At 62.1% G+C, this 18,766-nt stretch carries 22 protein-coding genes; 11 read left to right on the forward strand and 11 right to left on the reverse strand.

Features of this window, described 5'->3' with window-relative positions; all coding sequences use genetic code 11:
- Positions 1–54: 54 nt before the first annotated feature.
- On the reverse strand, positions 55–1,974 hold the full coding sequence (mdoH, locus tag J2T57_RS15420) for a glucans biosynthesis glucosyltransferase MdoH (protein ID WP_253480373.1): 1,920 nt from the start codon (positions 1,972–1,974) through the stop codon (positions 55–57).
- The gene (locus tag J2T57_RS15425; RefSeq protein ID WP_253480375.1) at positions 1,946–3,532 is read right to left on the reverse strand and encodes an OpgD/OpgG family glucan biosynthesis protein; all 1,587 of its coding nucleotides are present in this window, start codon (positions 3,530–3,532) and stop codon (positions 1,946–1,948) included. Before J2T57_RS15425 ends, mdoH begins: the two co-directional genes overlap by 29 nt.
- A 123-nt stretch (positions 3,533–3,655) precedes the next feature.
- Here J2T57_RS15425 and yciA point away from each other — a divergent pair, with 123 nt between their 5' ends.
- Positions 3,656–4,057 carry an acyl-CoA thioester hydrolase YciA gene (gene yciA, locus J2T57_RS15430; RefSeq protein WP_253480377.1) on the forward strand — a complete coding sequence of 134 codons (402 nt, stop codon included), beginning with the start codon at positions 3,656–3,658 and terminating at the stop codon, positions 4,055–4,057.
- A 12-nt stretch (positions 4,058–4,069) separates the two neighbouring features.
- Here yciA and J2T57_RS15435 read toward each other — a convergent pair whose 3' ends face one another.
- Positions 4,070–4,558 carry a YajQ family cyclic di-GMP-binding protein gene (locus J2T57_RS15435; RefSeq protein WP_253480379.1) on the reverse strand — a complete coding sequence of 163 codons (489 nt, stop codon included), beginning with the start codon at positions 4,556–4,558 and terminating at the stop codon, positions 4,070–4,072.
- A 148-nt stretch (positions 4,559–4,706) separates the two neighbouring features.
- On the opposite strand from J2T57_RS15435, the gene J2T57_RS15440 reads away from it, so the two are divergent.
- Positions 4,707–5,606, forward strand: coding sequence for a hypothetical protein (locus J2T57_RS15440; protein ID WP_253480381.1), 900 nt, complete (start codon positions 4,707–4,709; stop codon positions 5,604–5,606).
- Here the strand turns inward: J2T57_RS15440 and rarD are convergent.
- Positions 5,603–6,529, reverse strand: coding sequence for an EamA family transporter RarD (rarD, locus tag J2T57_RS15445; RefSeq protein WP_253480383.1), 927 nt, complete (start codon positions 6,527–6,529; stop codon positions 5,603–5,605). The genes J2T57_RS15440 and rarD overlap by 4 nt on opposite strands.
- A 118-nt stretch (positions 6,530–6,647) precedes the next feature.
- Here rarD and pbpG point away from each other — a divergent pair, with 118 nt between their 5' ends.
- Together pbpG and J2T57_RS15455 are read left to right on the forward strand one after the other, a co-directional pair.
- On the forward strand, positions 6,648–7,562 hold the full coding sequence (gene pbpG, locus J2T57_RS15450) for a D-alanyl-D-alanine endopeptidase (protein ID WP_253480386.1): 915 nt from the start codon (positions 6,648–6,650) through the stop codon (positions 7,560–7,562).
- 42 nt (positions 7,563–7,604) lie between these two features.
- Positions 7,605–8,234 carry a glutathione S-transferase family protein gene (locus tag J2T57_RS15455; RefSeq protein ID WP_253480388.1) on the forward strand — a complete coding sequence of 210 codons (630 nt, stop codon included), beginning with the start codon at positions 7,605–7,607 and terminating at the stop codon, positions 8,232–8,234.
- Between the two features lie 13 nt (positions 8,235–8,247).
- On the opposite strand, the gene J2T57_RS15460 is transcribed toward J2T57_RS15455, so the two are convergent.
- Positions 8,248–8,928: an FKBP-type peptidyl-prolyl cis-trans isomerase gene (locus J2T57_RS15460; RefSeq protein ID WP_253480390.1), complete on the reverse strand. Its 681-nt coding sequence runs from the start codon at positions 8,926–8,928 to the stop codon at positions 8,248–8,250.
- Between the two features lie 137 nt (positions 8,929–9,065).
- On the opposite strand from J2T57_RS15460, the gene J2T57_RS15465 reads away from it, so the two are divergent.
- The 3 genes from J2T57_RS15465 (at position 9,066) to J2T57_RS15475 (ending at position 11,973) form a co-directional block, all read left to right on the forward strand.
- Entirely contained in the window at positions 9,066–10,325 is a 1,260-nt protein-coding gene (locus tag J2T57_RS15465; protein WP_253480392.1) for a GGDEF domain-containing protein, read from the forward strand.
- A 67-nt stretch (positions 10,326–10,392) separates the two neighbouring features.
- A complete protein-coding gene (locus J2T57_RS15470; protein ID WP_253480394.1) occupies positions 10,393–10,998 on the forward strand; it encodes a DUF924 family protein in 606 nt (201 codons plus the stop codon).
- Positions 10,999–11,001: 3 nt separating this feature from the next.
- Positions 11,002–11,973, forward strand: a complete 972-nt coding sequence (locus J2T57_RS15475; RefSeq protein WP_253480396.1) for a lipid A deacylase LpxR family protein — start codon at positions 11,002–11,004, stop codon at positions 11,971–11,973.
- Positions 11,974–11,993: 20 nt separating this feature from the next.
- Here the strand turns inward: J2T57_RS15475 and J2T57_RS15480 are convergent, their stop codons facing one another.
- The gene (locus J2T57_RS15480) at positions 11,994–12,449 is read right to left on the reverse strand and encodes a GNAT family N-acetyltransferase (RefSeq protein WP_253480399.1); all 456 of its coding nucleotides are present in this window, start codon (positions 12,447–12,449) and stop codon (positions 11,994–11,996) included.
- 79 nt (positions 12,450–12,528) lie between these two features.
- On the opposite strand from J2T57_RS15480, the gene J2T57_RS15485 reads away from it, so the two are divergent.
- Positions 12,529–12,705, forward strand: coding sequence for a PLDc N-terminal domain-containing protein (locus J2T57_RS15485; protein ID WP_253480401.1), 177 nt, complete (start codon positions 12,529–12,531; stop codon positions 12,703–12,705).
- A gap of 3 nt (positions 12,706–12,708) precedes the next feature.
- Here the strand turns inward: J2T57_RS15485 and J2T57_RS15490 are convergent, their stop codons facing one another.
- Positions 12,709–14,319, reverse strand: coding sequence for a GMC family oxidoreductase (locus J2T57_RS15490; RefSeq protein WP_253480403.1), 1,611 nt, complete (start codon positions 14,317–14,319; stop codon positions 12,709–12,711).
- A 118-nt stretch (positions 14,320–14,437) separates the two neighbouring features.
- Here J2T57_RS15490 and J2T57_RS15495 point away from each other — a divergent pair, with 118 nt between their 5' ends.
- From J2T57_RS15495 to J2T57_RS15505, 3 genes are all read left to right on the forward strand, one after another.
- Positions 14,438–15,259 (forward strand): cobalamin-binding protein, encoded by an 822-nt coding sequence (locus J2T57_RS15495; protein WP_253480406.1) that lies wholly within the window; start codon positions 14,438–14,440, stop codon positions 15,257–15,259.
- Positions 15,260–15,397: 138 nt separating this feature from the next.
- The gene (locus J2T57_RS15500) at positions 15,398–15,568 is read left to right on the forward strand and encodes a hypothetical protein (RefSeq protein ID WP_253480599.1); all 171 of its coding nucleotides are present in this window, start codon (positions 15,398–15,400) and stop codon (positions 15,566–15,568) included.
- Positions 15,569–15,618: 50 nt separating this feature from the next.
- Positions 15,619–15,792: a DUF1328 domain-containing protein gene (locus J2T57_RS15505; RefSeq protein ID WP_253480408.1), complete on the forward strand. Its 174-nt coding sequence runs from the start codon at positions 15,619–15,621 to the stop codon at positions 15,790–15,792.
- A gap of 46 nt (positions 15,793–15,838) precedes the next feature.
- Here J2T57_RS15505 and J2T57_RS15510 read toward each other — a convergent pair whose 3' ends face one another.
- The 4 genes from J2T57_RS15510 to J2T57_RS15525 all read right to left on the reverse strand — a co-directional run bounded on the left by J2T57_RS15510 (position 15,839) and on the right by J2T57_RS15525 (position 18,692).
- Complete coding sequence (locus J2T57_RS15510; RefSeq protein ID WP_253480410.1) at positions 15,839–16,429, reverse strand: DNA-3-methyladenine glycosylase I; 591 nt, start codon at positions 16,427–16,429, stop codon at positions 15,839–15,841.
- Complete coding sequence (locus J2T57_RS15515) at positions 16,426–17,754, reverse strand: diguanylate cyclase domain-containing protein (RefSeq protein WP_253480421.1); 1,329 nt, start codon at positions 17,752–17,754, stop codon at positions 16,426–16,428. The genes J2T57_RS15510 and J2T57_RS15515 overlap by 4 nt, the downstream gene beginning before the upstream one ends.
- Positions 17,755–17,769: 15 nt before the next feature.
- Entirely contained in the window at positions 17,770–18,252 is a 483-nt protein-coding gene (locus J2T57_RS15520) for a hypothetical protein (RefSeq protein ID WP_253480424.1), read from the reverse strand.
- Between the two features lie 101 nt (positions 18,253–18,353).
- Complete coding sequence (locus J2T57_RS15525; RefSeq protein WP_253480427.1) at positions 18,354–18,692, reverse strand: tRNA-binding protein; 339 nt, start codon at positions 18,690–18,692, stop codon at positions 18,354–18,356.
- Positions 18,693–18,766: the final 74 nt, after the last annotated feature.

Raw genomic sequence — 18,766 nt, forward strand, 5'->3', positions numbered from 1 at the left:
CGATGGCCCCAGTGTATCCCGATGCGCGGCGCTTGACGACCCGGCCATGCCCACCTAGAGCCGTTGGATGGGCATCTCTCCGGGAATTTCGGTGGGCGGGGGGAGCAGCCGGGGCCGTTTTCCTTCCACTGCGGGGTCAACGGATCGATCCAGCAAGGTCTCCAGCGTGCGCAATACGCCATCACCCTCGACCTCGCTGGGCGTCAGCAGCAGGCCGCGGTTGCGCAAGCGTGCTCCCAGGGCAAGGCTGCTGCTCCAACGCACGATAGGCGCGGCGAGCAGCAGGCCGATCCAGACCAGCAGCAACCAGACGAGGAAGTCCGGCGCGAGGAGATAGGTCAGACCCGCCCAGGCCACGCCGAACAGCGTCGCCGGCAGCGTATGGCGCAATGCTTCAACCCAGGGAACTCGACGCCCGGCCCTTGCTTGACTGCCCCACACGACGTTGTAGCCGGTGAGCACCCCAAGGACGAACCTGGTGTGAAAGAGCATCATGATGGGTGCGATCAGCACCGAGAACAGACACTCCAGCGCCGCGCTGAGCGAGAGTCTTGAGCCACTGCCGAAAAGCCGTCGGCGCTGGATGAGCGCAAGGATAACGCCCATGGCGCGGGGCATGAGCAGCAGGCCGCCGGTTACCAGCAGAAGGCTGATGATCAGATCAGGATGTGCCACCGGCCAGTTCGGATACAACTGATACGAGATACCAAAGAAGACCGGTTCCTCCCGGGCACGGAAGGCGGCGTCAGCGGTACTGACCAGCAGCAGCGCCAGCCAGGTGACCGAGGCAAGATAGGCAAAGGCACCGAACACGAAGTGCAGCCTGCTCAAGGCATGAAGGCCCGGGGAAAACAGTAGCCGGAGATGCTGCAGGTTTCCCTGGGTCCAGCGGCGGTCACGCTTTGCGTAGTCGAGCAGGTTGCTGGGCATCTCCTCGAAACTGCCGCCAAGATTCGCGTCCAGGCGCACCTCCCAGCCGGCTCGTCGCAGCAGGGAAGCCTCGACAAAGTCGTGACTGAGGATTTCTCCACCGAGGGGTGGCCGCCCCGGCAGCACCGGCAGCCCGCAATGCTCCATGAAGGCACGAACCCGGATGATCGCGTTGTGCCCCCAGAAATTGGCCGAATCCAGTTGCCAGAAAGCCTGTCCGGCTCCCAGCATGGGGCTGTAGAGCGCTGCGGCAAACTGGAGGAAACGGCCGAAAGCCGTCCGTTGGCGAACCGGGATGGGAACCGTCTGGAGCAAGCCGAGGCGCGAGTCTCGGTCCATGGTTTGGGCCATCGCAACCAGGGTACGCCCTTCCATGACGCTGTCGGCATCAAGGATAACCATGTAGTCGTACCTGCCACCCCAGCGCGTGCAGAATTCGGCAACGTTGCCCGCCTTGCGTCCGATGTTGTCATCGCGACGCCGGTAGTGCACCGGCAGGCGATCGGCCAGCCTCCCCTGCAATGCGGCCACGGCATGCCGTTCCTGCTCGGCAATGGCATCATCGGTGGTGTCACTGAGTACGAAGACTTCGAAGCTCTCCGCCGACCCAGTCTCCAACAACGACAGGCAGGTCGACTCCAGTCCCGCCACGAACCGTTTGGAATCCTCGTTGTACACGGGCATCGCGAGCACAGTTCGGCCACGGATCTCCGTATCCGCCTCCCTCTTCCCAACCGCCCGCCCCAGGGTCAAGGGATCGCGCCGCAACAGATTCAGTACGAAGCCGGCCAGAGCCGTCCAGAAGGCCAGGGCGATCCACGTGAATACCAGGGTGAACAATCCCAGCGCGACCAGCTGCAGGCCACTCATGCCGTTGCCACGCAGAATGACGTACAGAGTTGCGGCACCGTAACCGGAGGTGGCCAACACCAGGCATATGAACAGGGCACGCCGCAGTCTGGCCAGGGGGTAGTCCCCCAGCCTGGCGGTTTTTCCGATGTCGGCCCAGAGGCCGCTAGCGGAGTTCGTCCGGATACCAGACATAAGACCAGGTCTCGGTCAGCCTGCGGTCGCGCAATGACAGGTGCAGGCGGAAGTCGGCGGGGCGCTCGCCATCGGGCTGCAAACGGAAAGATGCGCGCCATGTGTTGCCATCAGGCAGACGCTGAACCATGAGGTTGCGCACCTCGCCAGTGCTGCTGGTGAGTTCGGCCTCGACGGGCTGACTGATGTCCAGTCCCTCCAGTTCACCGCCACTGAAATCCACGCTGAAGTGTCGCACGCTGCGCGGCGGCGGATTCTCCTGCCCCGGCACGGCGCCCCAACCCTGGCGCATGCGCACAACTCTTGCCACGCGCTGATCGTTGTGACGATCCGTCAGCGTAGAGACCCGGTATCGGAAATGACGCTCCTGCCCGGCGCGGAACGTGGCATCCGGCACCCAATAGGCAACGATATTGTCGTTGACCTCCGAGGGCGTGGGGATTTCCACCAGTTCGACACCACCACTACCCCAATCACCATCCAGGGGCTCCACCCACTTGCTGGGCCGTCGCTCGTAGCGGGCCTCCATATCCAGGTAGGCATCGAAATCGCGATTACGCTGGAACAGTCCGAAACCCCGCGGTTCGGAATCCTGCAACGAGGTAATGCGCAGGCGCCTGGGGTTGCTGAGTGGGCGCCAGATCCATTCATCCCGGGCGGTTCTGGCCAGCAAGCCATCAGAATCATGCACGCGTGGCCGAAAGTCATCGGGCAGTCGAACGGTGGTCTCACCATAGGCAAACATGCTGGTAAGCGGTGCCACGCCCAGCTTGCGGACGTCACTGCGTGCAAACAGGCGGGCATCCACCTCCATGACGACATCGCGGCCAGGTATGACTTCGAAGCGATAGGCGCCGGTAAGGGATGGACTGTCCATTAACGCAATGACCGTGAGGCGGCTGGCGTCAGCCTCCGGCTGAATCAGCCAGAACTCGCGGAACTCTGGAAATTCCTCGCCATTGGAACTCGCGGTATCGATGGCCAGCCCACGCCCGGAAAGACCGTAGCCCTGATCGCGCCCCACCACCCGGAAATAGGATGCCCCCAGGAAGACCAGGAACTCATCGGCGTACTCGGCCCGGTTTAGCGGGTAATGCACGCGAAAGCCCGCGAATCCGGTGTCCTCCGGAATTCGTCCCTCAAGATGCGCCGCCGGACCCTCATAGCGGAACAGCTCAGGGCTGAATGCCAGCTCCTCGATCTGGCCATCCTCTACCACATGAATGCGTACCGGACGGGTATAGAGGAATCCGGGGTGGAACAGCTGAACTTCGAACAGGGACTCGTCACGCCAGACCGCGCTCTCCGAATTGAAACGAATCGACCGGTACTGATCGTAGTTCAAGTCCCGCAGCACGCCCGGCAGGGTGTTGGAGGCCTGGCGGTGGGGCTCTGCGGCCATGCTCCGGGCACGCTCGGCGACTTGGTCCATCAAGGCATCGGCGTCGACCCGCTCCTCTCCCGCAGTCGTCATGGGCAGTGCAAGCAGACACCCGCCCAGGATCATCAATCTGACGAGATCGCGAATGCGGGAAGCGCAAGCGAGGGAGAATTGCATGGACAAAATCCTTGTTTTAGGTACAGGCCAAAGACAACAAAGGGTCGCCAAAGTTGCCGGACTTCGCCGCGCCACGGCCGGAGGGCATATACTTCAGGATGGAACCATGACTGGAGGCCAGCCTTGACCATTGAACAGGACGCACCCGCCGGCGAGCTCGTACTTCGCACACTTGCCATGCCCGCGGACACGAACCCCTCCGGCGACATATTCGGCGGCTGGCTGCTATCGCAGATGGACATCGCCGGCGGCCTGCTGGCCAAGCAGCGCGCCGGGTCGCGGGTTGCCACTGTGGCGGTGGAAACCATGACATTCCACCTGCCGGTTTTCGTCGGCGACGTGGTCTGCTGCTACGCGGAGCTGCTGAAAACGGGCCGCACGTCCATGACCATCCGGATCCAGGCCTGGGTGATCCGTGATGCCTACCGCGCGACCCGCATCAAGGTGACGGAAGGCATCTTTACCTATGTCGCTATCGACAGTGATCGTCGGCCCCGGGAGATACCCGCGGACGACGACGGCTAGGGAGACACTGCTTCAGTCGCGGAAATTCTTGTATTGCAGAGGGAGATCGATCTCACTCTCCCGCAGCAACGCGATGGCAGCCTGCAGATCGTCGCGCTTCTTGCCGGTCACACGTACCTGATCGCCCTGGATTGCCGCCTGCACCTTCTTCAGTTTGGCCTCCTTGATGAGCTTGACGATCCTGCGGGCCAGATCACTGTCTATCCCGTGGCGCAGGGTGACGGTCTGGTGGGCATCCCTACCCACCATGGCCACCTTGCCCAGTTCCACGCAGGCGATATCCACCCCACGCTTGACGAGCTTGGCGTAGAGGATGTCGAGCATCTGCTGGAGTTGAAACTCCGACTCGCTGGTCATGGTGATCACGCCCTGCTCGTCAACGGCGTATTCCGCCTTCTTGCCCTTGAAGTCGAAACGCGTTGAAACCTCCCGACTCGCCTGGTCTACAGCGTTATTCACCTCGTGCATGTCGATTTCTGATACCACGTCGAAGGACGGCATGACCGCAGTTACCTCGCTATTCAGCTCATGTTCGGTTTGACGGCGGCAGACTCAGGCCCTCAACCAACTGGCAGGCCGGTCGCGTCATTGGCGATAGAGCTTAACGCAACTGCCAGGGGTGACGCATGACGCTTGCGGCGGAGTACTGATGATGAACAACACATTCGGGATGCAACTGGTTGGACTCAGCCTGATCGCCATGGTGGCCCTGACGGCCTGCAACGATGGCGGGCGCTCGCACAAGAAGAGCCCACCACCGAGTATCGCCAGCATCAGCGCCAGCGTGCTGCAGGATCACTGGAAGGGCTATGTCGCCGAAGTGCCGCCGAACACCGAACAACTCATCGTGGAACTCCACAACCTGAGCCAGGACGCCGATCTGTATATCCAGGGACCGAGGCGACGGGAGTACTGCGAGTCCTTCCGTTCGGGAACCCGGCCCGACGTCTGCATATTCGATTTTCCATCGGCGGGCTATTGGTCCATAGAGGTGGCGGGCTGGGATCCGGGGCGCACCTACTACACCCTGACCGCCATCCTGGAACCGCCCTGGAAGCCCGTGCACCTGTCCTTCGCCGACCAGGGGCTGGTGGCCTTGTCCATGGATGACCCCTTACGCACGCTGGAAGGAGATCTCGACCGGGCGGAAGCCCTGCTGCCGGTCATTGACGCCCTCGCTGCGGCAAGCCGGGACGGCGCTTCCGGGTCATTCGATGTACTCGGGCAGGCAGACGAACCGGGACATGCAGAACTCACGCCCGCGGAGCGACAGGGGACACATATCAAGGCAGCGGTCACGCTTGGAGACAAACGCGTGTACCTCAGAACCCGGGCAGAGCACCCACTGCTGCACGAAAACGACGCACAACTGCCGACAGCCGGGATCATGGTGCTGCGTGTCGACCAGAGGGAACTGGAACTGCGCTTCGGAGCAGACACTGGCACGGGCGCGGCATTGCAGATCATTGCCGAGCCCGGACCGCGGGTGCGTGAGGTACCCCTGGCCACGGAGGGGACGTCAACCATCACGCTCCAACCGACGGACTAGGGAGACGCCTCCAGACCAGCGGCGCGGCGCACGCGGCGCTCGTGAAACCGCCCCTCCCCAAAGTGGATGGCAAGGCCGATCCAGATGAGTACGAATGTGGCGAGCCTTGCTGCGGTCAGGGGCTCGCCATAAAGCCAGGTGCCCAGCCCGAATTGTATGGTGGGCGTCAGGTAGAACAGGACGCCGAGAGTGGAAAGTCGCAAACGCCTGGCCGCCGCCACGTAGAAGATCAGCGGCACAGCCGTGGCAACGCCAGCACCGATAAGCAGCATGTCGGTCTGCAGATCGACAACCATGAACGAGCCGCTCTGGGTTGCCACCAGCCAGGTGATCCAGAGCAGAGCCAGGGGCATGAGCAGCAGGGTTTCAATGAACAAGCCTGCGGCCGATTCCACTGCGGCACGCTTTCGCAGGCCACCGTAGAGGCCAAAGCTGAAAGCCACCGCCAACCCCACCCAGGGCAGCACACCCTCGCGCACCAGGAGTTGCAGCACGCCGGCAGCCGCCAGGCCGATGGCCAGCCATTGCAACGGGCGCAGCCGCTCGGAAAACAGCACGATGCCGAGGGCGACGGAAACCAGCGGGGTCATGAAGTAGCCCAGGCTTGCTTCCAGCACGCGGTCATTGGTCACGGCCCAGATGTAGACGCCCCAATTGACGGCAATCAATACCGCACTGGTGCCAAGCAGCATGAGCTGTGCGGGGTCCCGCAAGGCATCACGTACCGGCGCCCACTGGGTCCGCAGGAACAGCACCAGGGCGACCAGCGGTACCGTCCAGACAATGCGGTATGCCAGGACCTCCAGCGGCGCGACGTGATCCAGCATCTTGAAATAAAGCGGAAACAGCCCCCACACGACATACGCCGAGAGCGCAAAAGCGAGCCCCGACAGGCGTACGCCGGCATCGTTCGAATCACTCACCAGACCCCCGATGTATGCACGACCGGGGCAAGCATACCCTGCCCGGGTCACCTTGGCACGGCGGCCGGGCGCCGTCATGAGACTTGACGAGCCGCTGCCGAGGCATTATCAAAGCGCCATGACCAAACGCATTTTGCTGCTACTGCTAACGTTACTGTTGATGGCTGCCACAACGGCACCGGCAACCGGAAACCCCGGTAACCCGCAACCCGGGGCCCCTGCACTGGCCTCGGTCAGCGCGGTGGCCATGGATATCGAGAGCGGGGAAATAGTGGTGGATAAACGGGGAGACTGGCAGCGGCCCATTGCTTCCCTGACCAAGCTCATGACCGCCCTGGTGATCGTGGAGGCCGAGCAGGACCTGGGCGAACGTCTGCGGATCGTTCCTCGGGATTACGAAACCGACAAGAACGCCTACTCCCGCATTCGCATTGATTCCGAGTTGGATCGCGGTGCGCTGATGCGCATCATGCTGATGTCATCTGAAAACCTGGCTGCTCACGTGCTGTCGGTGAATTATCCCGGCGGGCGGGACGGCTTCATCAAGGCCATGAACGACAAGGCCCGAACCCTGGGCATGCAGGACACCCGCTTCGTCGATGCCAGCGGCCTGTCACCGGACAATGTCTCCACCGCCCGCGATCTTGCCCTGCTGGCTAAGGCAGCCCACCAGCACCCGATCCTCCGCGCCCACAGCACATCAGGCAGCTACTCGGCGCAGTTCACCCGGCCGCGCTACGCTCTGGGCTACGGCAACACCAACCCACTCATCGCCAACGCGAACTGGAACGTGACCCTGAGCAAGACGGGTTACCTGGTTGAGGCCGGCCGCTGCCTTGTGATGGTGGCCGACGTGGATGGCCGCGAGACAGCCTTCATCATGCTTGACTCATTCGGCACGCGCACGCCGCTCGGCGATGCAGCGCGGATTCGGCGCTGGCTGACAACCGGGGAAAGCGGCAACGTCGCCGCCGCCGCCCGGAATTACGAGCAAAGCCGTGTCGAGGCGGCCACCATACAGAGCCGCCATTGATTGCAGCGGCGCAGTCCCATCGCGATAGAACAGGACCTTGTCATGATTGATCTTTGGACGTGGAATACCCCCAACGGCCGCAAGGTCTCCATCCTGCTCGAAGAACTCGGGCTGCCGTACCAGGCACATGCCGTCGACATCACCAGGGATCAGCAATTCGAACCCGATTTCCTGCGCATCAGCCCCAACAACAGGATCCCTGCCATCGTCGACAACGACACAGGCATGACGCTGATGGAGTCCGGCGCAATCATGCTTTATCTGGCAGAAAAGACTGGCAAGTTCATGCCAGTGGACGCCGAAGGCCGGTATCGGGTGATTGAATGGCTGATGTGGCAGATGGGAGGCATTGGCCCGATGCTCGGCCAGGCCCATCACTTCATCCGCTTCAATCCGGGCAAGGCGCCTTATGCGGAGGAGCGCTACACCAAGGAGGCCAATCGCCTCTACGGCGTCCTGGACCGTCGTCTGGAGGGCCGTGAATACGTGGTGGACGACTACAGTATCGCGGACATGGCGATCTGGCCCTGGATCTCACGCTACGAATGGCAGAGCGTGGATATCATCGCCTACCCCAACGTGTTGCGCTGGTATCGCAGCATCGCGGCACGCCCCGCCGTACAGCGGGGCTACCACGTGCCGCAGCAGGTGCAGGACATACCCCTGCCCTGAGGCTGTCAGGCGGTTACTCGATGTCGATCAGTTCCACATCGAAAACCAGCGTCGCGCCACCAGGGATTGCAGGCGGTGAGCCACGATCCCCGTAGGCCAGGTCCGATGGGATGACCAACTCGATGCGTCCGCCGCGACCGATAAGCTGCAAGCCCTCGGTCCAGCCGGGAATGACACGATCCAGCGGGAAGACCGCCGTGTCGCCACGCTGCCTGGATGAGTCGAACACCTCGCCGTTGATCAACCGCCCTTCGTAGTGCACCTCAACGGTGTCGCTGGCCGCCGGACGCTGTTCGTCGCCCTCATCAATGATGCGATAGGCCAGGCCGGACTCCGTGAGCGTTCCGCCTTCCTCTGCAACGAACTGCTCGATAAAGGCTTGCTGGTCGGCGCGGCTGCGCTCCAGCCCCTGGCTGCGGCGCTCCATCACGAAGGCATTCAGGGCATCCATGTGCTCTTCGGGGTTCACTTCGAGATCGCTCCCTCCGAGGCTGTCACGGAAGCCACTCACAACCCGCTCACGCTCAGCGTCGGACAGATCGAGTTCCTGCAACTGCTCTCCCATCAGCGCGCCCAGGGAATACAACGCCTCGTCGTGCTCATCGGCAACCGCCAGGGCAGCTGACGCGGTCAGCGCGCAACCTGCGGCGGCGGCCAGCAAGCGGGCCCGGGAAAATCCGATCATTCTGGTCATCTGCCTGGTTTCCTCATTTCGGCATGATTATGTGTGCTGGAATTGTATCAGACTGCTCCGGGCTGGCTGCGGGGGACAGTGACGGTCAAGTTCAGTAAGATGCCGACGCCGATCGCACAGACTTCCCGGGCTTTCAGATGTCGACCTCATCCACAATCCAGGCCCTGTTCAACGGGCTGACACCGCGACTGCGCCTGCTTGCGGTGCCCATCGGCCTGTTGCTGCTGGCCCATCTGAGCATCGACTGGCTGTCGGCATTGCCGCCAGCCTGGTATCCCCTACTGGACACCGCACCGATGCTCGCCGCTCTGCTTGCAACGGGGCTCGCCGCCGCCATGCATCAGGGACGCCTGGCCTTCGCCGGCATTACCCTGGCGATGGGGGCACTGGCGGTTCTCGAGGCCATCAGCCTGGCCCATTCGCCCTTTGTCAGTGCGGCTCTGTTCAGTGCCTACACGCTGCTGCTGCCGCTGAACCTGACGCTGTTCTGCCTGCTCAGGGAGCGCGGCCTCTATAACGTGCACGGCGTCACACGGTTGGGCTGGATTGGTTTGCAGTTGGCTGCGGTGGTGCTGGTCGTGCACGGCGAACGAACCGACTGGCTGCTCTGGATCAGTCAACCATTTCTGCCGGCGTTGCTACAGTTACCCGGCATGACGGATGCGGCAGTGGTGGCATTCGCCGCCGCACTCGTGATTCAGCTCGGGCTCGCACTGCGCCGCCTTGAAATCCTCGACGCCACCCTGTTCACCGCAACCGTTTGTGCTCTGCTCACGGCAATGCGGGTGGGCTTCCCCGCGGCGCCGGAGACCTACCTCGCGGCGGGTGGTCTGATCCTGGCTATGGGTTTGGTGCTCCATACCCATCAGATTGCCTACCGTGATGACCTGACACGCCTGCCCGCCCGACGTGCGCTGAATCAGAAACTGGACAGTCTCGGGCGTCGATACACCCTGGCCATGCTGGACGTGGACCACTTCAAGCAGTTCAACGACCGCCACGGCCACGACGTGGGCGATCAGGTGCTTCGTCTCGTAGCAGGTCAGTTGCGCCGCGTTGGCGGCGGCGGCAAGCCTTATCGCTATGGCGGCGAGGAATTCACCATCGTGTTCTCCGGGCGCGACCGTGAACAGGTCATGGATCACCTGGAAGCGGTGCGCGAGAACATCGCCGACTACCGTATGAAGCTTCGCGCTGCAGACCGACCGAACCGCAAGAAGGCCGGCAAGGCCCGTCGCGGGCGAGATGCGCGCGGACGAGACAGCGTGAGCGTCACCATCAGCATCGGCGTGGCCTCTGCAAACGAAGCCCTCACCACGCCCGAGGCCGTTCTGAAGGCGGCGGATCAGGCGCTCTACCGTGCCAAGAAGGCGGGAAGAAATCGGGTGGCCACCTGAGCATCGCCCATTCCGCTATCCTCAGGGGTGAAGATCAATATATTTCAGCCAGTGACAGGGAGCGAACATGGCGGCAGCGGCAATCGAGGCAACTGTGGATTTCTGGTTCGGACCGCTGACAGCGGACGGCGTGACCACCGGCGACCAATGGAAACTCTGGTTCACCAAGGATGCCGGGCAGGATGAAGAAATCCGGCGGCGTTTCCGAACCCAGACCGAGCGAGCCCTCACCGGCGAACTGGATGATTGGCAACAGACACCCACTGGACGCCTTGCCCTGATCCTGACCCTGGACCAGTTCACCCGCAACATCTACCGCGATACCCCGGCCGCCTTCTCCGGGGACCCCCAGGCGCTGACAGTGGCCCAGGCTGCCCTCGCCGTTGGCGAAGATCAGGAACTCCCCATCATCCAGCGGGTGTTTCTCTATCTACCGCTGGAGCATGCGGAATCACTGGACATGCAGAACGAATCGGTCCGGCGGTTCGAACAGCTTGCGAAGGACGCGCCGACGGCACACAGACCCATGTTCCAGTCATTTCTGGACTACGCCATCGCTCATCGGGACGTGATTCTGGAGTTCGGCCGATTCCCCCACCGAAATGCCGAACTCGGCCGGGAAAGCACGGCGGCGGAGCAGGCCTACCTGGACAAGCCTGGCGCAGGATTCTAGCCCATGCGACGCTGGCTCATGCTGCTGTGCTGCGCCCTGTCGCCCACGCTCTTGCAGGCGGCGCCCGGATCCCTGGTGCTGGAGTATGAGAACGACATATTCGCCGGCGAGGATTCGTGGTACACCAACGGCTTTCGCGCCTCCTGGATTACCGAGGCACCCGCATGGGTACATGCCTTGCTACACGGTCTGGGCGGTGAAGCGGGCCTGGTAGACCCCGACGCCACGCTGTCCCACGGCTACTCCATCGGCCAGAGTCTATACACCCCACAGGATATCAGCCTTCAGGATCCACCCCTTACGGACCGGCCGTACGCGGGTTGGCTGTCTCTCAGCACAGGTATCGGAGAGACGAGGAACCGCAGCTTGAGGCGCCTGCTGCTCACAGTCGGGGTAGTGGGTCCCGCCTCCCAGGGGGAGCGGGTACAACGCGAAGTCCACCGTCTTATAAACGCCCGCAAGCCCCAGGGCTGGGACACACAGCTGCCCAATGAACCCACGCTGATGCTGAGCTACGAGCGAGTTTACCGATTATGGACGGCGGAGAGCGCAGGCGGGTGGGGTGTCGACCTCGCCGCCCACGCAGGAATCGCCATCGGTACGCCGTTCACGCTTGCCGGCACCGGCGCCACCCTGCGCATGGGTCGTCATATGCCAAATGACTATTCGCCACCACGGATCCAGCCTGCGTTCCCGGGCTCTCTCCTCTACGGCCCGGCAAAGCGTTGGGGCTGGTATGTTTTTGCCGGAGTGGATGGCCAGGCCAAGCGGTACGATTTGTTTCTCGACGGCACGCTTTTTCGGGGCAGCCGCAGTGTGGAACGGGAACCGCTGGTCGGAGAATTTCTGGTCGGCATTGCCTTTGCCAATCAGCGCATACGCATCAGCCAGACCTACACCTCGCGCAGTCGCGAATTCGTGGGCCAGACGAGCTCCGAGGACTATGGCGCCATCAGTCTGACGGTACGCTGGTAGCGCCAGCGCCAGTGTGCCGCTCAGGCAAGCTGGCGCTGGTACATGATGAAATCCGACGGCCCGCCGGTGTAGCGGTCGTAAAAGGCCCTGCCACGCGCATTGTAATGCTGGGTTATCCAGCGGATGGCTGGCCAGTCGCGCTCCCGGGCCAGGGCTTCCAGCCCATCGAACAGCGCGTCCGCGGCACCGGATCCACGCAGTTCCGGCGCCACAAACATGTCGTCCAGAAAGCCCACGTCACAACCACCCAGGGGGCGCGGGCAGGCGCGCACATGGGCGATGCCAATCAGGCTGCCGTCTCGGGTGCGCACACCCAGGCATTCCAGTGGATGGTGGGGATCATGCAGCCAGCCCCAGACCCTGTCGGCAATCTCCCGGGTCATGGTCAACTTGTAGAAGGCTGCATAGCCATCGAACAGGGCACCCCAGGACTCCCTTTCGTCCTGCCGTAGCGGTCCGGTGCTGAACTCTGACATCTCATTCTCCTGTGTCGCTGCAAAATAGTCCGCCATGGACTAGTCTTGGGCGTCTATGCCATCCGACGGGAGTGGACCAATGGGCCTGGAAGTCAGCGGCATTTTCGGCATCATCTGGCTGATCATCGTGATCTGGGCCATCATAAAGACCGCTCAAAGCTCGGCAGGACCAGTAGCCAAGGTTCTCTGGATTCTGATCCTGCTGTTCCTGCCGGTTATCGGCCTGATCGCCTGGTTACTGCTCGGCCCCAAGTAGTGATTATCTGTCCTCGATGATCATCCGGGCCCCACGCTCGGCAATCATCACCGTTGGCGAGTTGGTGTTTCCGGAGGTGATGGTGGGCATGATCGAGGCATCTACCACCCGCAGATCCTCGATGCCCCTGACCCGAAGCCGCGCATCCACCACCGCGCTGTCGTCATCGCTACGGCCCATCCGGCAGGTACCCACCGGATGGAAGATCGTGGTGCCGATATCCCCCGCCGCTTTTGCCAGCTCCTCGTCAGTCTGAAGCTGATCTCCGGGCAAATACTCTTCCGGGCGATACGGGGCAAGCGCCGACATGGCTGCAATGCGCCGGGTCAGGCGGATGGACGACACGGCAACCTGGCGATCGTGCTCCGTCGACAGGTAGTTCGGTGCGATCCGCGGCGCGCTGGCCGGGTCTGGATCGGCGATGCGCACGCTGCCCCGGGAACTTGGCCGCAGGTTACAGACACTGGCGGTGAACGCCGGGAAGTCGTGCAACGGATCGCCAAACTTGTCGAGGGAGAGCGGCTGGACGTGATACTCCAGGTCCGGCGTTTCAACCGCATCGCCGGAGCGGGCGAAGAGCCCGAGCTGACTGGGCGCCATGGACAAGGGGCCGCTGCGATAGATGGCATATTCAAGCCCCATCTTCACCTTGCCGAGCCAGCTATTGGCAATCTGATTCAAGGTGGTGATGCCCTGAACCTTGAAGATGGACCGCAGTTGCAGGTGGTCCTGCAGGTTGGCTCCGACGCCGGGCAAGGTGTGCCGGACGGCGATGCCCTGCTCCTGCAGCAGCTCGCCGGGGCCGATACCCGAGCGCTGCAGTATGGCGGGGCTGCCGATGGAACCCGCCGTGAGGATGGTTTCACGGGTAGCGTCGGCGCGCTGCCGTTCGCCATCAAGGATGAATTCAATGCCCGTGGCCCGCTGGCCATCCAGCGTGACCCGGTCGATCAACGCTCCCGTGACCACGGTCAGATTCTGTCGCCCCATAGCCGGGCGCAGGAAAGCCTTGGACGCATTCCAGCGCAGGCCACGGCGCTGGTTGACCTCGAACTTGCTGCTGCCGGCATTGTTGCCCCGGTTGAAGTCATCGGTGGGTTCAATACCAGCCTCCGCCGCAGCCTCGGCAAAGCGGTCCAGCAACGTCCAGCGCAGCCTTTGTCGTTCGACGCGCCACTCGCCGCCAGCGCCATGCATGTCGTCCGCGCCCCGCCAGTAATCCTCACTTTCCCGAAACAGCGGCAATACCTGGTTCCAGGACCAGCCGTCATCACCAGTAATTTGCGCCCACTCGTCGTAGTCACGGGTCTGGCCGCGCATGTAGATCATGGCGTTGATGGAGGAACTGCCGCCGAGTACACGGCCCCGGGCGTAGAGAATGGAGCGGCCGTTCAGGCCGGGCTCCGGCTCGGTGCGATAACACCAGTCCGTGCGCGGGTTCCCGATGCAGAAAAGATAACCCACGGGAATGTGAATCCAGTGCCAGTTATCCTTGCCGCCGGCCTCCAGCAGCAGCACGGACATCGAAGAGTCCCGGGAAAGGCGATTGGCCAGCACGCAACCGGCGGTGCCGCCGCCGACGATGACATAGTCGAAACGTCCGAATTGCTGCAAGTGACTCCTCCGTCCGACGCGCCGCTTCAGCTTCAGCATCCCATTTATTGTCAGAGAAAGAGTACGGGATGCAGCGACGGGATTCGAGTCACCGCGCCGCCTTGCGTATCATGAAGTCATGTCGATCTATCCCCAGAGAATCGTCTGCCTGACCGAAGAAACCACCGAGACGCTGTACCTGCTCGGGCAGGAACAGCGCATCGTCGGCATTTCCGGCTTCACCGTGCGACCGCCCCGTGCCCGCAGGGAAAAGCCCAGGGTGTCGGCCTTCACCAGCGCGAAGATCGACCGAATCCTGGAGCTCGAGCCAGACCTGGTGCTGGGTTTCTCCGATCTGCAGGCCGACATCGCAGCCACCCTGGTACGTCATGGCGTCGAGGTGCACCTGTTCAATCAGCGCAGTGTCGCGGGCATTCTGCGGATGATCCGGATGCTCGGCGGCATGATCGGTTGCCAGAAAGCAGCGGAAGACCTGGCGCAAAAGCTGAGCGATCAGGTAGAAACCGTTCGCGCGGCAGCCGCGCGATTGCCGCAGCATCCACGAGTCTATTTCGAGGAATGGGACGAACCCATGATCACCGGCATCCGCTGGGTGTCCGAACTCATCGAAATCGCCGGCGGGGAGGACTGCTTCACCGAATTACGGGACAAGAGCCTGGCGCGGGATCGCATTCTTGCCGACGGTAGCGCAGTGATCCAGCGAAATCCCGACATCATCATCGGTTCATGGTGCGGCAAGAAGTTTCGTCCCGAGAAAGTTGCCGCACGTCCCGGGTTCGCGCGCATCGCGGCGGTCCGTGGCGGGGCATTACATGAAGTGAAGTCACCGATTATTCTCCAGCCCGGCCCGGCAGCACTCACCGAGGGCCTGGATGCCCTCCACGACATCATCAGCGCATGGGCTCACAACACGTCACGCGCAGACGCCATGCCAAAATGACACACCCTGCGAATATGTGTCGTTTTGGCACACCTCGCAACCCCGACAAAACGCTCTAAAATGCCAAATAATCAGGCAGTTGTGAATCCGGCATAGAGTCTGCACAGGTATGGGCACACCAATATCCGGGAGACTCACATGCACACCAAGACTGCCGCGCTCTCCTTAGCCCTCTTGCTATTGCTGGGCAGCGGCACCATGGGCCTGGCGGCCTGTGATGATCAGGGGCCGGCGGAAGAAGCCGGCGAGCAAATTGACGATGCGGCGGAAGATGCTGCGGATAGCGTGGATGACGCCGTCGACGATTGACGCCCAAGCGAACCGAACCTGACCTGACCACTCAGCAGGAGGTATTGACCATGTTGTCCTGGGCTCTGATGTTCCTGATCGTTGCGGTGATCGCAGGTGTGCTGGGCTTCGGCGGTATTGCCGGCGTCGCGGCGGAAATCGCCAAGATCATCTTCTTCATCTTCATCGTGCTGTTACTCATTTCACTGGTGGCAGGTGCCCTGCGCGGACGACCACCTCTTTGACTGAGCGCACAAGCCATGTGCCGAGGGCGGCGCGGCAACGCCGCCCTCACGTTGCGAGGCGCTGATCCAACGCACTGTGTCGTGGGCACCCGAGCAGATGATCGTTCACCATCCCCACGGCCTGCATGAACGAGTAGCAGATCGTGGGGCCAACGAAACGAAACCCCTTCTTGCGCAGGTTCCGGCTCATGGCCGCCGATTCCGGTGTGGAAGCCGGAACCTCTGCCAGGGTCCGGAAGCGATTGATCCGGGGGCGGTGGTCGACATGGCTCCAGAGAAACTCCTCAGGGGCGATGCCTCGCTCCCGCAAAGCCATCCAGGCACGCGCATTACCGATCGTGGCCTCAATCTTGCCCCGATGCCTGACGATGCCGGGGTCCTGCACCAACCTGTCCACATCGGCGTCCGTCATGCGGGCCACGGCCTCCACCTCGAAATCGAGAAACAGTCGCCGATAAGCGTCTCGTTTGCGGAGGATAGTGGCCCACGACAGGCCGGCCTGTGCCCCTTCAAGCGTGAGCATCTCGAACAGGTGCCGCTGATCAAAGCTGGGCACCCCCCACTCCGTGTCGTGATAGGCGATGTACGCCGGGAAACCCAGGCACCACGGGCATCTTTCCTCTCCACCATTATTCATGGATGTTCGGACTCACCGAGCGAATCTGCGTAGACGATCTGCCCGGAACCGCTTCGCTTGGCCGTATACATGGCGAAATCAGCCTGGCCCATGAGGACGCGCAAGTCATCACCGTCAGCCGGGTAGACCGCTACGCCGATACTCGCTCCCACACGTGTCACCTGATCGGGCAAAACAATGGGCTCGGCAACCGCCTGCAGAACTTTCGTTGCCACGGTTGCGGCATTCGCGCGACCCGCGATCATTGGCAAGACAATGACGAATTCATCGCCGCCAAGGCGGCACAGGATGTCTGGCGCTCGGAGGCAGGCGCCCATGCGATCAGCACTGACCCGCAGGACCTCATCGCCAACAGCATGACCGTAGCAGTCGTTGACGGCCTTGAAACCATCCAGGTCCACATACAGCACGGCGAGACTGCTGCCATCACGCTGGGCCATGATCAGTGCCTGATCAGCCCGCTCCATGAACTGGTTGCGGTTAGGCAATCCGGTGAGGCTATCGAAATGCGCCAGCTTGCGAATCTGCTGCTCCAACTCGACACGCTGGGTGACGTCGTTGGCGTAGCCAACCCAGCGAATCCCGCCGTCGCCGAGTCGTTGCGGTGTGTCGTAGCACTCGATCCAGACGATCGCGTCATCACTGGCCCGCACCATGCGGAACACGCCGCGCCATGGCGCCAGCGTCTCAGCCTGAGCAGCGGTCTCCGCCATGACCCCGGGGTAATCATCCCTGTGAATCCGATCAAGCAGCAGGTTGGCGTCACGCATCGCCGCTGCAGGGGGCACGCCGAGCAGTGCTTGCACACCGCTGCTGAGGAACGTGTAACGAAATGCACCGTCAGGCCCCTGCTCAAGCTCGTAAATGAAGCCCGGGAGGTAGCGATCGATCTGCGCAAGGGTATCGATGCGATCGGCCGCCTCCACAACCTGGTTGCAGACAGCAGCGATGGCAGTGACAGACCCAGAGGTATTGGTGAACGGCAGTAGCGTCGTCTCTCGCACCCGTCCCGAACCTGGCGGATCGACAGACTCGCGAAAACTGATGGACTTGCCACCCGACAGACATTGCCTGCAATTCAACTCCAGATCAGACGCGACCTGCTCCGGCAGGCACTCCGCCAGACGCCGACCAGCAACTGGTTGCTCGGCTGGAAAAAACAGGCGTCGATAGGCAGGGTTTGCGGCCAGATACCGGTACTCCCCGTCAACCCCCAATTCAATCAGACAGACACCGTCGGCGCTTGCGTCGACGATCGACTGCAGGACCTCTGCGGTCTCCAGCCCGTCCAACGCATCCAGCGCAAGAAGTATCGTGGTGTCCAATAAATCAGTGTCTCCTTAACGCACCGGATTGATTTCAGAGATATTCAAGGTCGCCTCGGCACCCATGGCATCAACATCCCAGGTGCCCACCCAGATATGGTAACTACCAGGTAATGGATTATGGAATACGACCATGGGGTCGACACCCATGAAATCATCGTTGCAGTACCATCGGCCGTCGGGCCCGTAGATGACCAGGGAGGTATCCGCTTCGCTACGCACATAGATGAACAGCGACATGCTTCCCGGCTCGAAATTGAGATCCACGTCGGGACGCGCCATGTCGACGTAGCCGGCACAGTCCGGCGCGAGACGGCTATCCACCTCGTCGGTACCGCCGGCGCGGACAATGACCTCATGGGGATCCGGAGAGAACCCGGCCTCCAGGTCAATGGAGCCGAAGTGGGGCTCGGATTGCCAGTCAGAATCGCCGGTGACCGCCGACGTCGGGATTACAAACAGGCCCAGGAGCATGAGGGCCGGAAACATGCCTCGCATGTGAACGATCTCCCTGTCAATTGAGCTGCCAGCATACCGGGTGACACCTGAACCCTCCATGTTGCCCGTCACAACCCAGCGCTACAGGCAACAATACTGTTTCATAGCAATCGCGTGCCGTTGAGCACGGGCTTGTCGGGAACACAGAGCGCCACAGCGCCATCGGCGTTGTGAAAGCCCGTCACCAGGCACTCCGACATGAGTGGACCGATCTGCTTGGCCGGGAAGTTCACGACACCGACAACCTGTCGACCAACAAGGCCCTCCGGTTCATACAGTTCCGTGATCTGGGCGCTGGACTTGCGAATCCCGATCTCGGGCCCGAAATCCACCTTCAGTATGTAGGCAGGCTTGCGTGCTTCGGGAAACGCCTCGGCGGACAGCACGGTCCCCACCCGCAGTTCCACCCGCAGAAAGTCGTCGAACGAGATGTCTTGCATGGTTGCCCCTTTTCTTCGCATCCCGAAATTGTCGCAGAAACAGGGCCTTCGTGCCTTTCGTCGTTTCCTTGCGA

The sequence above is a fragment of the Natronocella acetinitrilica genome (assembly GCF_024170285.1).
In the GTDB taxonomy this organism is placed as follows: Bacteria; Pseudomonadota; Gammaproteobacteria; order Nitrococcales; family Aquisalimonadaceae; genus Natronocella; species Natronocella acetinitrilica.